This is a genomic window from Myxococcus xanthus (genome assembly GCF_013116825.1).
Taxonomy (GTDB): Bacteria; Myxococcota; Myxococcia; order Myxococcales; family Myxococcaceae; genus Myxococcus; species Myxococcus xanthus_B.
In genome coordinates this window covers 20,773-35,218 of the sequence record NZ_JABFNS010000035.1, presented here as the reverse complement: position 1 = coordinate 35,218, position 14,446 = coordinate 20,773, and the positions used below count along the sequence as shown (strand labels likewise).

Sequence of the window (14,446 nt, the reverse complement as noted above, 5' to 3'; positions counted from 1 at the left end):
GTCTCCTGGCCGTCGCCTGCCCATCCTCCGGGCTCCTGGACTGGCTCTGGAGCCTCCACGAATCGGTTGACTCTCCGCCCCAGGCAGCCTGAGGTGCCCGCATGCTCCGCCGAGTCTGGCTTCCGTCCCTCCTCCTCGTGCTCGCCGTCGCGGGCTGCTCCCGTTGTGGCAAGGACGTGGACCCCGCCGCCCCGGCTTCGACGGCGGGGGTGGCCCGCTACCTGCCGCGCGACGCGCAGGCCGCCGTGGTCATCAATGACCTGGGAGCGCTGGGAGAGAAGCTCGCCCGCTTCCAGAAGCTGAAGGCCGCCTCGTTCGCCGCGCAACTCCAGAACTTCTCCACCGCGGAGGGCTACGTCTCCGCGGTGATGCGCCAGATTGGCGTGGACCTGCGCAGCCGGCAGGCGCTCGAAACGGCTGGCATCGCGCCAGAGCTCGGCGCGGGCGCGGCGTTCCTCGGGGGCCACCGAGCCATCTCCGTGGTGGGCGTCAAGGACGCGGGCAAGCTCGAGGAGACGTTCGGCAACTTCGCGCGCAGCCGCCTGGGCGCGTCCGACAAGAAGCAGTCCTCCGTGGACGGTGGGGACCTGGTCACCTTCAGCCGGCCCGGCAGCGCCACGCCCGCGCTGGGCATCTTCTTCGTGAAGGGGACGCCCTTCGCGCTGCTCGGCGCGGGGCCCACCGCCGCCACGTTGGGGACGCTGGCCACGCAGCCGGAAGAGCGCTCGCTCGCGAAGGAGCCGGTGATGGCGGCGTCGCTGCAACGGCTCCCGGCCCAGCGTGACTTCCACGTCTGGCTCCCGGGCGGCGCCGGGCTCGTGCCGCCGGGCACCGTCCAGGGTGTCACGCTCACGGGCCGCATCGACGACCGCGCGGTGACGCTGAACGCGGACGCGCCCTGGCCGGATACCCAGGCGTCCCTGGCGGCGCTGGACGCGGTGGCGCCCGCCGCGAGCACGCTCCTCACCGCGCTGCCCGCAGACAGCTTCCTGGTGGCCCGGTTCCGCGGGGACGCGTCGCACCTCGACGGCGTGTGGCCCTATCTGGCCGGCGGTTACCTGACCCGGGCGGTGCAGAACAGCGGCCTCAACGTGAAGACCGAGCTGCTCGACAACCTCAAGCCGGGCACGGTGCTGGGCCTGTCACTGTCGCCCACCGTGAATCTGGGCGCGGGCATGCCGGTGCTGGATTTGCGCCGCACCAACCCCTTCCGCTTCGTCCACCTGGTGGCGCTCGCGGACGCCGAGGACGCTGCGAAGATGCAGTCCACGCTGGAGCAACTGCCGCGCATCGCGGAGAACTTCGGCGCGAAGGTGGAGGCGTCGGAGCTGAGCGGTCAGCGCGTGTACCTCACGTCCTACCGCGCGGGCGAAGGCGCGCACTTCGCGCTCGCGCCCAACGGCCGGCTGATGGTGGCCTCGCCCAAGGCGCGGCTGGAGTCCACGCTGGCCTCGCTCGCGAAGCCCTCGGGCGACGGGCCGATGGCCGCGGACCTGAAGGACGCTGGCAAAGACGCGGCCTTCAGCGCCGTGCTGGACTTGCGGCGCCTGTCGGACGCGGTGAAGAACCTGCCGTCGGAGGCCTGGGGCATTGGCGGCTTCGCCATCAAGGCCACCACCGTGCGCTGGCTGGAGGCCGTGGATGACCTGCGCGCCGTGACGCTGGCCGTGTCCCGCAAGGACAAGGCGCTCCAGGCGGAGCTGTCCCTGCGGCTGGCGCCCTCCGCCGCTACCTCCAGCCCGTCGGCCGCGCCGTGATTCAAGCGCGGGACGTCGTGAAGACGTACGTGGACGGGGACGGCACCCAGGTGCGCGTGCTCGACGGCATGTCGCTGGACGTGGCGGAGGGGGAGTTCGTCGCGGTGGTGGGCTCGTCCGGCAGCGGGAAGTCCACGCTGCTCCACCTGCTGGGCGGCCTGGACGTCGACTACCGCGGCGACATCCGCGTGGGCGGCGTGCAGCTGCGAGGCCTGGGCGACAAGGCCCTGGCGCACTTCCGCAACACGCACGTGGGCTTCGTCTTCCAGTCCTTCCACCTCATCCCCAACCTCTCCGCGGTGGAGAACGTGCTGTTGCCGTCGCACTTCGGCGTGGCGCCCCCGGATGCCCGCAAGCGCGCGGAGGCGCTGCTGGAGCGCGTGGGCCTGGGCGCGAAGAAGGACCGCGCGCCGGTGCGCCTGTCCGGCGGCGAGCGGCAGCGCGTGGCCATTGCCCGAGCCCTGTTCGGCAAGCCCCGCCTGCTGCTGTGCGACGAGCCCACGGGCAACCTGGACGCGGCCACGGGAACGGGCGTCATCGCCTTGTTCCAGGAGCTGCATCGCGAAGGACTCACCGTGTTGTGCGTCACCCATGAGGAGCGGATGAGCGCGGCGGCCGGGCGCGTGCTGCGGCTCAAGGACGGGCAACTCGTGGAGGAGCGCGCGGGGCTTCAGGTGGCCACGGGAGGTGCGCCATGAGGCTGGACGCACTGTCCCGGCTGGTCCGGCTGAGCCTAGCCCGCGAGCGCAAGGGGGCGTTCTTCTCCGCCTTCGGCGTGGCCATGGGCGTGGGCGCGCTGGTGTTCTTCGTGGGCCTGGGCCTGGGCGTTGGCGCCGTCATCCGGGAGAAGGTCTTCCCCACGGACGCGCGGCTGGTGGACGTGGTGCCCCCGGCGGTGTCGTTGGGCTCGCTGCTGGGCGGTGGCCAACTGGACGCGCCCACGGTGGAGCGCCTGCGCGAGCTGCCCGGCGTGGAGGCCGCCTACCGGAAGATGAACGTGCGCGTGCCCGCGGTGACGCGCTACGACGGCGTCTTCTTCGGCACCCGGCTGCGCATGGGCATGGAGGTGCTGGCCCTGGGCGTGGAGCCTGCGCTGGTGCAGGGCGACGTGCAGATGGGCGAGTTCAAGGACGCGGGGGAGGGGCAGCCGATTCCGGCGCTCGTGTCCACGCGGCTCCTGGAGCTGTACAACAAGACGTTCGCTCCGGCGCGCAAGCTGCCCCAGCTCTCCGCCAACATGCTGGTGGGCTTCGGCTTCCCGGTGGAGTTCAACCGCTCCTACGTGGCCGCGGCGTCCGCGTCGGGGCCCACGCAGTCCGGGCAGGCGCAGGTGGTGGGCGCGTCGGACCGGGCGCTGCTGGCCGGCATCACCATTCCGCTGGACGCGGCCATCCGCCTCAACCGCGCGTTCGGCGTGGACGCGGAGAACTACTCCGGTGTCACGTTGGTGGCCACGGACCCGTCGCAGGTGCCCGCCATCGTGGACGCGGTGAAGGGCATGGGGCTGGAAATCGACGACCAGGAGCGCCGGATGGCGGAGAACTCGGGCGCGGCGGTGGCGCTCACCACGTCCGCGCTGGCGCTGCTGTCCCTGCTCATCTGCATCCTCGCGGCGGTGAACATCGCCCACGCGCTGTCCGCCTCCGTCCGGGCGCGCGCCAAGGAGATTGGCGTCATGCAGGCGGTGGGGGCCTCGCGCGCGGACATCCGCGCCATCGTCCTGGCGGAGGCCGCCGTGGTGGGGCTCGCGGGCGGCGCCGCGGGCACCATCGCCGCGCTGCTGCTGGCCCTGGGCGTCAACCGCCTGGCGGCGGGTTACCTGCCCAACTTCCCCTTCAAGCCCGACAGTTTCTTCTCCTTCCCCTGGCCGGTGGTGGCCGGAGGCGTCGCCCTGGGGCTCGTCGCCGCGCTCGCGGGCGCGTACTTCCCCAGCCGCCGCGCCGCCGCCACCGACCCCGCACGCACGCTCGCCGGATGACACTTCCTTCTCGCAAGACGCTGCTTGGCAATGCGCTGAGCTTGATGGCCATCGCCTGGATTTACGGCGGCGACCTCTCCGACGCCGTGCGCGCCCGCACGGCGGACGTGTCCGCCTTCATGACGGTGCCCTCCCTGGAGCGGCCCGCCGTGGTGCTGGCCGTGGCCGCGGTGGCCGCGCTCGCGTTCGTCGTGGGCCTGCTCCAGCGCAAGGAGGAGGGCTTCAAGGGCTACCGGCTGCTGCCCATCGTCCTGGTGGGCGCGCTCTTCGTGGACCTCGTGCTGTCGGAGAGCCGCACGCCGCTGACGTCCACGGACATCGCGTCCATGGCGCTCCAGCGCTTCCACCAATCGGCGCAGGAACGGACCTCCGCGTTGGAGGTACCGGATGACCCGCGCCTCCTCCAGTCCCTGCTGGAGGAACTGGGCCGGCCGCCGTACCTCGTGCGGGGGGAGTCACTCCCGGCGTACACCCTCCAGGTCAGAAAGGACTGCGAGGGGCCCGTGCGAGATGCGCCCGGCGTGCGCGCCGGGACAATCCTCTACTGCGTGGCGCCAGCGCGGCAGGGCGCCTGGGTGACGATGGTGGGCCTCCCCGCGGAGGAGCGCTTCGGCCCGCCGGCCGTCGTGTCCGTCGCGGGCGAGGCGCGCTTCCTGCTGGTTCGCCCCATTCCAGCCGATGAGGCGGAGCCAGGAGCCGCATTCCGCGACAGCCTTGCTGCCCCGCCGTCACCCGCCGGTGACACGGACGCGGGCTCTCCTCGGGCCGGGCCCTGATCCGCCGCTTGCCTGCCGGGTCAGCTTGGGCGGGGCTTTCACGAGGTTGACCCCTTGGAGCCCCGGTCGATAGGCTCGCCGGGAACGGACCCTCCCCCACGTGACGACCACTCAACCGAAGCGGCAGCCCATCCCGTTTGGGAAGTACCTCCTTCTGGACCGCATCAACATTGGCGGCATGGCGGAGGTGTGGCGCGGGAAGCAGTTCGGCGCGAGCGGCTTTGAGCGGCTCGTCGCCATCAAGCGCATCCTCCCCAACATCGCGGAGGACGACGAGTTCATCTCGATGTTCATCGACGAGGCGAAGATCAGCGTCCAGCTGACCCACGCCAACGTCGCGTCCATCTACGAGCTGGGCAACATCCTCGGCAGCTACTTCATCTCGATGGAGTACATCCCCGGCAAGGACATGCGGGCCATCTTCGACCGGTGCCGGAAGAAGGGGGAGCCCGCTCCGGTGCCGCTGGTGGCCTTCTGCGTGTCCAAGATGTGCGAGGGCCTGGACTACGCCCACCGGAAGAAGGACGGGATGGGGCGGGACATGAACATCGTCCACCGCGACATCTCGCCGCAGAACGTCCTCATCTCCTATGAGGGCGAGGTCAAGGTCATCGACTTCGGCATCGCGAAGGCGGCCGGCAAGGCGACCAAGACGCAGGCCGGCATCCTCAAGGGCAAGTTCGGCTACATGAGCCCGGAGCAGATCCGCGGCCTGCCGTTGGACCGGCGCTCGGACGTGTTCGCCATTGGCGTGTGCCTCTACGAGATGCTGACCGGTGAGCGCCTCTTCGTGGGCGACAGCGACTTCAGCGTGCTGGAGAAGGTGCGCAAGGCGGAGGTGCCGTCGCCCAGCACGTACAACCGGCGCATCCCGGAGACGCTGGAGCGAATCGTCCTCAAGGCGTTGGCCAAGGACGTGGACGAGCGCTACCAGTACGCCAGCGAGCTGGGCGACGACCTGCAGCGCTTCCTCATCACCAGCGACACCATCTTCAGCCGCAAGGACCTGGCGCAGTACATGAAGTCCACGTTCGCGGAGGACGTGGAGCGGGAGAAGCAGCGCCTGCTGGACTACGCGGACATCAAGCCGCCCGAAGGCATGCAGGCCGCGTTGGAAGCCGCGTCCTTCAACAGCCCCATCATGCCCTCCGCGCCGCCGCCGGCGCCCGTGCCGGTGGTGCAGCCGGTGGCGCCGCAGCCCCGGATGACGGGCTCCATGCCGACGGTGCCTCCAGGTGGCGTGCGCCGCTCGCCCACGCTGGCCGCGCTGCCGAAGCTGACGGCCGCCACCGCCGCGCCCCCTCCCGATGAGGACGAGGGCGGGGCGACGCAGCTCGTCTCCAGCGACCACGAGTTCGCGGACACGCCAGAGCCCACCACGCAGCCGGGGGCCGCCGTCGGGCGTGCCATCACCCCGCTGGAGGTGCCGTCGACGCCGGGGCGCGACGCGGACGACGAGCCCGTCAGCGGCAGGACGGCGGTCATTTCGCCGCCCGCGCCCCTGTCGCCTCCCGTCGGCCCGCCACGGCTGTCGCACGCGAGCATCCCCGTGGTGCGGCCGTCCATGTCCGTGCCCACGCTGTCGCCCTCGGACGCGCCGCCCGCCTCGGGGGCCACGCCTCGGACGAGCCGGGGTGGGGGCTTGCCGCGGATGACGCGGGATGTGCAGGTGCTCGACGCCTCGCAGGCCGCGGCCCGCCCGTTGCCGCCGCCGGCCCCCGTGGCCCCCGCGTATGACGATGAAGACGACGGGGATGCCCCGGAGCGGCCCACCGGCGCGACGCCGTCCGTGGGCGGCCGAGCGCCCATTCCCAGGAAGGTGCTCTTCGGCGGCATCGGCGCGGTCGCCGTGCTCGTGCTGGTGCTGATTGGCTGGGCGGTGTCGGGGCCCGGTGTGGGCTACGTGCTGGTGGACCTGCAGGGCGTGCCCTCGGAGGTCCGCAACCGCGTGCAGGTGCGCCTGGACACGCAGCTGGTGCCCCTGGAGGGGGGCAGCGCGACGCTCCTGCGCGAGGTGCCCGCCGGCAAGGTCATGGTGGTGGTGAGCGCGGAGGGCTACAACACCTTCACGAAGACGGTGGAGGTCGCAGAGGGGAAGGACGTCACGCCCGTGCAGGCGGTGCTGGAGAGCCTGGTGCGCACCGCGGCGTTGGTGCTCACGACGGAGCCCGCCACGGCCGAGGTGAAGGTGGATGGCCGGGTGGTGCGCGAGCAGGGCAAGTCGGCGGCCTACGTCAAGGACGTGCCCATCAGCGGGTCGGAGTGGGTGGTGGAGGTGAGCGCGCCTGGCCACAAGCCCGCGTCCAAGCGGGTGCCGGTGTCCGGCGGTGGACCGGTGGAGGTGTCGCTCAAGCTGGAGCCATCGGTGACGCGGGTGTCGGTGAAGGTGGAGTCCAAGCCGGCCGGTGCCACCATCTTCGTGGACGGCAAGGACGTGGGCGCCACCACGCCCGCCGTCGTGCAGGTGCCCCCCGGCGCGCGGCAGCTCACCCTGAAGCTGAAGTGCCACAACGAGGCCGAGGTGAACGTCCCGGACGCAGCGCCAGGCAATGAGCCGGCCACCGCGAGCGTTTCCCTCAAGCGGCAGCCGCGCTGCCGTTAGCCGAAGGCCCGCTTCCCGCGAAGGGGGCGGGCGCGCCAGCTCCCCTGTGGGTGGAGCGAGAGGAGGCGGGAGTTCGTGAGCAAGGTGCGCAAGGTGAACAAGGCGGATCCCCTGGCGGATCTGCCTCGCTGGGCCCAGCAGCTGGCCCGCAAGTACTACACGAAGACAGTCAGCGCCTTCCTGCTGTACGGGGCCGTGCGGGACTTGCAGCCCCTGCAGTTGGAGGATGGCGGGCGCGGCTTCGGCACGCTGAAGACGTTCCTCTCCGAGGAGCTCTTCGGCGGCCGGGACCACGTCATCTTCTATGACCGGTCGTCTGGCATCCGCTCCGCGACGCCGGAGACGCAGAAGGACCTGCAGCGGGCCATGGCGGGCTACGACGCCATGTACGGCACCGACTACGCCAAGGTCATGCCCAGAGACCCGGGCCGCGCGCTCCAGATTCTGGAGAACTTCATGCGCATGCGCCTGAGCGAGGGCCGCTCGCTGGCGCTCATCGTCGACTTCGCGGAGACGCTCGTTCCGGGCGGAGAGATGAGCCACCTCTCCAGCGAGGACCGCTTCGTGGTGGCCACGTTGGACAAGTGGGCGCACGACCCGCAGTTCCTCGCGTCCGACGTGTCCGTGGTGCTGCTGGCGGAGAACCTGGCGGACGTGTCGCCGCGCATCAGCCGCAACCCGTACGTGGCGCCCATCGAGCTGCCCCTTCCCACCGAGGAGGAGCGGCTGGAGTACGTGCGCTACAAGCTGGAGGGCAAGCGGCTCCAGTCCGTGTCGGACGTGCCGCTGGCGGGCCTGGCGAAGATGACGGCGGGTTTGTCCCGCATCAACCTGGACCGCGTGCTCACCGAGGCACTCGAGCGCGAGGTGCGCATCACCTCCGAGCTGCTCAAGGAGAAGAAGCGCGAAATCATCCAGGCGGAGTGCCACGGCCTGCTGGAGTTCATCGAGCCGGTGCACACGCTGGACGCGGTGGCGGGACACGCCAAGGCCAAGCAGATGCTGCGGCAGGCCGCCGGGGCCCTGAAGAAGGGGCGCCTGGAGGTCATGCCCATGGGCTACCTGCTGTCGGGCCCCGTGGGCACGGGCAAGACGTTCATGGTGAGCTGCTTCGCCGGGGAGATTGGAATCCCCGTGGTGAAGTTCCTCAACTTCCGCAGCCAGTGGCAGGGCGTCACCGAGGCGAACCTCGAGAAGATCTTCAACCTGCTCAAGGCCCTGTGGCCGGTGGCGGTGATGATTGACGAGGCGGATACGTTCCTCGGCAACCGTGACTCCGGCGGGGACTCCGGGACGAGCAGCCGCGTGTTCGGCTCCATCGCCTCGTTCATGGGCAACACGTTCTACCGCGGGAAGATTGTCTGGTTCCTGATGACGGCGCGGCCGGACCTGCTGCCCATCGACCTCAAGCGGCAGGGGCGCGCGGAGGAGCACCTGGCGCTCTTCTATCCGCAGACGGACGCGGAGCGGGACGAGCTGTTCCAGGTCATGTCCAAGAAGACGGGCGTGTCCGTGGAGGGCATCGAGTCCTTCTCCACGCTGATTCCGGAGGGCGTGCGCGCCTTCAGCGGCGCGGACATCGAAGCCGTCATGGTGCGCTCGAAGTTCCGCGCGCTGGCGGACGGCCGTGAGGCGGTGACGAAGGACGACCTGGCCGCGGTGCTCGCGGACTTCGTGCCCCCCAGCTACCCGCTGGAAATCGAGCTGCAGAACCTGGTGGCGGTGCAGGAGTGCACCAGCCGCGAGCTGCTGCCCGAGGGCTTCCGCCAACTGGACCGGGACTACATCACCCGGCGCGTGCGCGAGCTGAAGGCGCTGCTGGAGTCGCAGTAGCCGGTGCCGCCTCACGCCCAGGCGCTTGTCCTGGGCGCACGGCCCGCTGAGACTGGGGGCATGGCTGCTGGCCCCACTGCTCCGCGTTCCTGGTTCGCGTACTCCCTCGACCTGGCCCCGGTGATTGCGCACGAGCGCCTCCCGGGGCTCCCGCCCATTCCCGACGTGCTGGAGGGCGAGCTGGCCGAGGCGCTCGACGTGGACGTCGTCTACGACGTGGCGTCGGCGGCCTGGGGCGGGAAGGTGGCCCGGCTGGTGGATGCGCCGGGCCACAAGCTCCCTGGCATGCTCCGCCGCGTTCCCGCGGACGCCTGGGACGCGCTGGCCCGCCTGGAGTCCGCGATGGCGGGCGCCACCGAGGTCCGGCAGGTGAAGGTGCGCACCTTCACCGGGGCCGTGCTCAGCGCCCATGTCTTCACGCCCACGGCTCCCGCGACGCCCGCGCAGGGGCTCGTGAGTGAGGCCTTCCTCGTCACCCTGGCGCTGTCGGCCGAGGAGGCCGGGCTGTCACCGGACCACGTGGAGCGGCTCCAGGCCGAGGCCCGTATCGTCCAGGCCCTCCAGAAGGCGGGCCCCGAGGCCCTGAGCCCGTCGAAAGCCCCTGGAAAGAAGGGTTAGGCGGGTATCCAGGTGCGAAGCGACCCCCAGTTTCTTTTTCTTCGTAAGAAAACGGAGCCGTGACGCAACTTGGCGCGCCGAACGGCCGACGATGGGAGAAGGGGCTCCACCTCGTGCCTCACCTCGTCGGCCCCGAGGACATTCAGGATGACGCTGCGACCCACCACGACGCGAGCCGTTCCCCCGCGCCCGGCATCGGCCGCTTCGCCCCTCAATGCCGTCACCACGCCAGGAGGAAGCTGGAGACGCTCGACGGCCCGCGAGGTGCCCATCAACGAACTCCAGGAGAAGTTCGGCTGGAAGGATGACAGCTGGCAGGTGGGGTTGATGCAGGCCGCCGACGCGGCGGGCAGCAAGACGCGCGGCGGCAACGGGCAGGTATCCGCGGCGGAGCTGGAGCGCTACCTGGCCGCGCCCGAGGACGGGCAGTACCTGACGTCCACCGCGCTTCAGCAGAAGCGCTCCTCGCTGGACGCGAAGCTCGCGGAGGGAAATGGCTCCGCCGTGGGCGTGGACGCCTTCGAGCGTGGCTGGCAGGCCACGGTGGCCCGGCGCGCGGATCTGTTGGGGGGCAATGGCGACGGCCAGCTCAGCGCGGAGGAACTGGACGCGTTCATCCAGGCGTCGAAGGCGGGCAAGCACGCGGACACCCGCTGGGTGCCGGACCAGCAGATGGCCGCGTTCCAGAGCCGCGTGGCCGAAGCGGCCGGAGAGCTGGACCCGCTGCGCCCCGCTGGAGCGCTGGGCTCGGAGGGGCTCAGCCTGGTGAAGGAGTACTCGCGCCTGGCGCTGGACCAGGGGGCGAACGTCCCTACCTTCGTGAGCTACATGCTGTCCGCGTCGGACATCCAGGAGACGCCCGCGACAGTGTCCCGGCTGGAGAGCACCTTCGTTCGCGACCCCGAGCTGGGCCGCACCGGCGTCACCGACTCCGACTACACGCGGACGGGCTTCGACCGGGGCCACATGAAGCCGGCGGAGGACTCGCCCACGCAGGAGGCGATGAACGAGAGCCACCTGATGACCAACATCGCCCCCCAGCACGGCAACCACAACCAGCAGGTGTGGCGCACGCTGGAGCAGGGCGTCTCAGGTCTCGTGAACTCGCAGGGCGGCAAGGCGTACATCCTCACCGGCAACCTGTACCTGGATGACAAGGGACAGCCGCTGCCGCCGGAGAAGCGGGAGACGACGGGGGCGGGGGAGCGCCGCATCGCCGTCCCCACGCACAACTTCAAGACGGTCCTCCACGAGCTGCCGAACGGCAGCCTCACGATGTACGCGTACCTCGTGCCCAACATGAAGGACGGGCCGTCGAAGAAGGAGGACATCCTCCCGCTGCTCGATTCGCACCGCGTGCCCGTGGACCGCATCGAGGAGCTGCTGGGGCAGGACCTCTACGCAAACCTGCCCAAGCGGGTGCAGGACAAGCTGGAGAAGGGCACGTCGGCCGAAGGCGTCTTCCAGCGCAACAGCCTGTACTTCGCGGCCAGCCTGTTCCGTTTCGCGCCCGGCAACTGAGGCGGAGCTTCGTGGCCTGGGCTTCGCTTCCGGGGGAAGCACTGCCACGGTGCACGGGCTCACGCCACGGGGCGCGGTACGCCCAGGTGCGGGTCGTCCACGTGCTCGACGACGGCCACGCGGTCTCCCACGGAGAGCGCGTCGTGCAGCACGCGCACGGCCTCGTTCGAGTGGCGGACGCAGCCGTGCGAGACATCCGTGCCCAGGAGGGCGGGGGCGTTCGTTCCGTGCAGCTCCTCACCGGAGTGCCGGCCATCCGCCCAGGAGAGGTCGAGCATGCGCACGCCGAAGACATGGCGGTCGTTCCACAGCCGTGCGCCGGCCGCTTCGGTGGCCAGTTGATCCAACTTCGTGCGGACCACCTTGAGCCCGGTGCGGGTAGGGGAGGCCGCGGCGCCCGTGGCGTTGGGAAAGATGTCCACGAGTTGCCCACGGGTGTCGAAGAGGAAGGTCCGGTGCTCCCGGAGGGCCACCACCACGCGGACCTGTTGTCCGTCGAAGAAGGCGGAAGGCAGCCCCCGTGTCTGCCCACGCGTCCCTGGCGCTGGCGCCAGCGCATCCAGCGCGCGCAACGTGGCGGCGTCCAGCACGCCCGTGGGGAGGACGGCGCGGATGGTGCGTGAGGCATGGACCTGGAAGTTGCGCAGGGCGCGGGTGGTGTGCGGGCCGTGGCGTCCGTCCGCGCCGCCGTGTAGGGCGAAGCCCATGTCGAGCAGGGCGGCCTGTACGGCGCGGAGGCCCTCGCCCTGGCTGCCGGGGCCGAGGACCTGAGCCCCTGACGCGACGTCCGCCAGTTGGGGCAGTCCGGTGAAGCGCGCGTTGGCGGGGGGCGCTGGTGTGCGCGCGGGCCGGTCCACGCCTTCCGGAGGCACGGGCGTCCCGGACCGTGGACGTGCATCCAGCGCGGGCTGAGGACCTTGCCCGTCGGTGACTCGGGAGACAGGCTTGGGACTGCGCGCCGTCTTCCCAAGGGCGGGTGTTGATGCCGCGTCCGGGGGGGCGTCAGGCGGAAGGAACGAGAAACGTGACTCCGGTGGCGAGATGGATGAGGTCATCCCCGGCCTCAGTGCAAATCGCTCGCCCGACGCAACCACGCGAGGCGTGCCTTCGCGCCGGAGACTACGGCGCGCTGAGGAGCAGCACCTTCCCCGTGGGAAGGGTGCGGTGGTCCTTGATCTTGTTCCACCGCATGATGTCGTCCACGCTGACGCCGTAGCGCTGCGCGATGGACCAGAGCGTCTCGCCCTCCGCCAGCGCGTGGACCTTGCCGGCCTTGCCCGCGGGCTTGGCGACGCTCACCGAGTGCTTCGCCAGCACCGTGCCGCCGCGCTCCTGCACGCTGGCGGTGGCCGTGGTGCCATCGGGCCAGATGAACAACGTGGAGCCCACCTGGAGCGTCGGGTTGCGCCGCTTGAGGTTGTTCCACTGCTTCAGCGAGTCCACCGACACGTTGAACTTGTTCGCAATCACCCAGAGGCTGTCGCCGGACATCACGCCGTATGTCACGCGCGTGCGCCCGTTGATGGTCTCCTTCTTCACGGGGCCCGCGGCCACCGGGCCTTTGGGCGTGCCCGCCGGCACCTCGTCCTCGGGCCGCACCACCACGCCGCTGCGGCGGGCCTGCGCCACCTTCGTCGCCAGCGCGCCGCCCGAGCTCTTGCCGGCGGGAATCGGAATCACCAGCTCCCCGCCCACGCGCAACGTCCGGGCCGACTTCAGCTGGTTCATCTGGAGGATGGCCTCGGACGCCGTGCCGTACGTCTCCGCGATCTGGGACAGCGTGTCGCCGCGCTTCACCTTGTGGATGCGGAAGGTGAGCCGCTCCGCGGGGCTGATGCGCTTGTAGTTGTCCGCGAACTGCGTCCCTGTCCCCTTGGGAAGCCGGAGCGTGTAGGGCTTCTTGGCCGTCGCCGGCGGGGTGCACCAGCGCTTCAGCTCGGGGTTGAGGTCCTGCACCACCTTGACGGGCACGCCGGCCGCGCGGGCGACGACGTCCAGGTCCGCCGCGTCGGTGAGCTGCACCTCGTCGAAGTCGAGCACGGGCTCGGGGTCGAACTCGTTCTCGTTGAAGCCGAACGCCGCCGGGTGCTTGGCCACCAGCGCCGCGGCAATCAGCTTGGGCACGTAGTGCTTCGTCTCCTTCGCCAGGCCGCGCTCTTCGGACAGGAGCCAGAAGTTCGTCGTCCCGTGCCGCTCCACCATCCGCCGGACGCGCCCGGAGCCGGTGTTGTAGCCGGCCCACGCCAGGTACCAGTGCCCTAGCTCGCGCTTGAGGTCCTTCAGGTATGACGCCGCGGCGTGGGTGGCCTTGATGGGGTCCCGTCGCTCGTCCACCCAGAAGTCCTGCTTCAGCCCGTACTGCTTGCCGGTGCTGGAGATGAACTGCCACGGCCCCGCCGCGTGCGCCCACGAATAGGCATGCGCCGAGAAGCCGCTCTCAATCATCGCCAGGTACACCGTGTCCTTCGGCAGGCCGTACTGCTCCAGGATGGGGTGCATCACCGGCACGTACCGGGCCGCGCGCGACATCCACTTGCGGAACCAGCGTCGCCCGGGCCCCTGGAAGAACTGGACGTACTGGGCCACCAGCGGCTGCATCTCCACTGGGATGTCGTAACGGTCCTGAATCTGCCCCACGTCGAAGGTGGCCAGGTCCGTGATGAGCGGAATCTCCGGCAGCTCGTCGTCCTCACGGAAGGTGTGCTCGTCGAGCGCGTCCAGCATGCGCATCCGCAGCGGGTTGGCGACCCCGAGCCGCCGCAGCGATTGCATCACCTCCGCGGTGGAGCGCGACGCCGGGTCCAGCGCGGCGCCTTCCAGTGCGCGCAGTTCCTCCAACTCAGCGGACTCGGACTCAACCGCGTCGCGCGTGGCCTCGCCTTGCTCGGAGGCGTCCTCGGCCACCATCGGCGTGCCGGGCTCCAGCAGCTCCAAACCGGGCTCATCGACATCATCGGTCGCGGTGTCCGCGGTGCCAGGTGCCGTGGCGGCCGTTGGTGCCTTCTCGCCACCAGCCACCGGCGACGGAGCCTCGCCTGCCGGCTTTACGGCAACGGGGGCCGCTTCCAGGCTGGCCGTGGGCGCCTTCTCGGCCGGTGACTGCGCCGCGGGGGCCTGCGCGCCCTCGGATGCCTCCACCTGAGCCCTGGCAGGAACGGGCCCCACGGGCGGTGGGGTGAGCCCCGAGGCAGGGGCTGAGGCCAGGGCGAGCAGGAGCAGAGGTAGAGGCGGCATACAGTCGCGGGAACGGGCGCCCGGAGGCAGGCGAAAGCGGGAAGTAATCGCCCTTTTCCTTGACAGTCAAACAAGGAGTCGCGGCATGCGCGTCTTGTTCGGACGCCGGGTAGGAGCAACCGCCCAG

Annotated in this window: 10 protein-coding genes; 8 read left to right on the top strand and 2 right to left on the bottom strand. The window is 70.6% G+C overall.

The genetic code is table 11. From position 1 onward, the window contains the following. Positions 1–101 precede the first annotated feature (101 nt). The 8 genes from HNV26_RS12750 to HNV26_RS12715 all read left to right on the top strand — a co-directional run bounded on the left by HNV26_RS12750 (position 102) and on the right by HNV26_RS12715 (position 11,085). On the top strand, positions 102–1,757 hold the full coding sequence (locus HNV26_RS12750) for a hypothetical protein (RefSeq protein ID WP_171442114.1): 1,656 nt from the start codon (positions 102–104) through the stop codon (positions 1,755–1,757). Further along, a complete protein-coding gene (locus tag HNV26_RS12745; protein WP_171442113.1) occupies positions 1,754–2,455 on the top strand; it encodes an ABC transporter ATP-binding protein in 702 nt (233 codons plus the stop codon). The genes HNV26_RS12750 and HNV26_RS12745 overlap by 4 nt, the downstream gene beginning before the upstream one ends. After that, positions 2,452–3,735 (top strand): ABC transporter permease, encoded by a 1,284-nt coding sequence (locus HNV26_RS12740; protein WP_171442112.1) that lies wholly within the window; start codon positions 2,452–2,454, stop codon positions 3,733–3,735. Before HNV26_RS12745 ends, HNV26_RS12740 begins: the two co-directional genes overlap by 4 nt. Beyond that, positions 3,732–4,511, top strand: a complete 780-nt coding sequence (locus HNV26_RS12735; RefSeq protein WP_171442111.1) for a hypothetical protein — start codon at positions 3,732–3,734, stop codon at positions 4,509–4,511. Before HNV26_RS12740 ends, HNV26_RS12735 begins: the two co-directional genes overlap by 4 nt. A gap of 100 nt (positions 4,512–4,611) precedes the next feature. Then, positions 4,612–7,113: a protein kinase domain-containing protein gene (locus HNV26_RS12730; RefSeq protein ID WP_171442110.1), complete on the top strand. Its 2,502-nt coding sequence runs from the start codon at positions 4,612–4,614 to the stop codon at positions 7,111–7,113. Positions 7,114–7,188: 75 nt separating this feature from the next. Further along, positions 7,189–8,946, top strand: coding sequence for an ATP-binding protein (locus HNV26_RS12725; protein ID WP_171442109.1), 1,758 nt, complete (start codon positions 7,189–7,191; stop codon positions 8,944–8,946). A gap of 60 nt (positions 8,947–9,006) precedes the next feature. Then, positions 9,007–9,564 carry a gamma-glutamylcyclotransferase gene (locus HNV26_RS12720; RefSeq protein WP_171442108.1) on the top strand — a complete coding sequence of 186 codons (558 nt, stop codon included), beginning with the start codon at positions 9,007–9,009 and terminating at the stop codon, positions 9,562–9,564. Positions 9,565–9,633: 69 nt separating this feature from the next. Then, positions 9,634–11,085: a DNA/RNA non-specific endonuclease gene (locus HNV26_RS12715; protein ID WP_171442107.1), complete on the top strand. Its 1,452-nt coding sequence runs from the start codon at positions 9,634–9,636 to the stop codon at positions 11,083–11,085. 59 nt (positions 11,086–11,144) lie between these two features. Here HNV26_RS12715 and HNV26_RS12710 read toward each other — a convergent pair whose 3' ends face one another. Beyond that, positions 11,145–12,140 carry a L,D-transpeptidase family protein gene (locus tag HNV26_RS12710; protein WP_171442106.1) on the bottom strand — a complete coding sequence of 332 codons (996 nt, stop codon included), beginning with the start codon at positions 12,138–12,140 and terminating at the stop codon, positions 11,145–11,147. 64 nt (positions 12,141–12,204) lie between these two features. Next, entirely contained in the window at positions 12,205–14,319 is a 2,115-nt protein-coding gene (locus HNV26_RS12705; RefSeq protein WP_171442105.1) for a LysM peptidoglycan-binding domain-containing protein, read from the bottom strand. Positions 14,320–14,446: the final 127 nt, after the last annotated feature.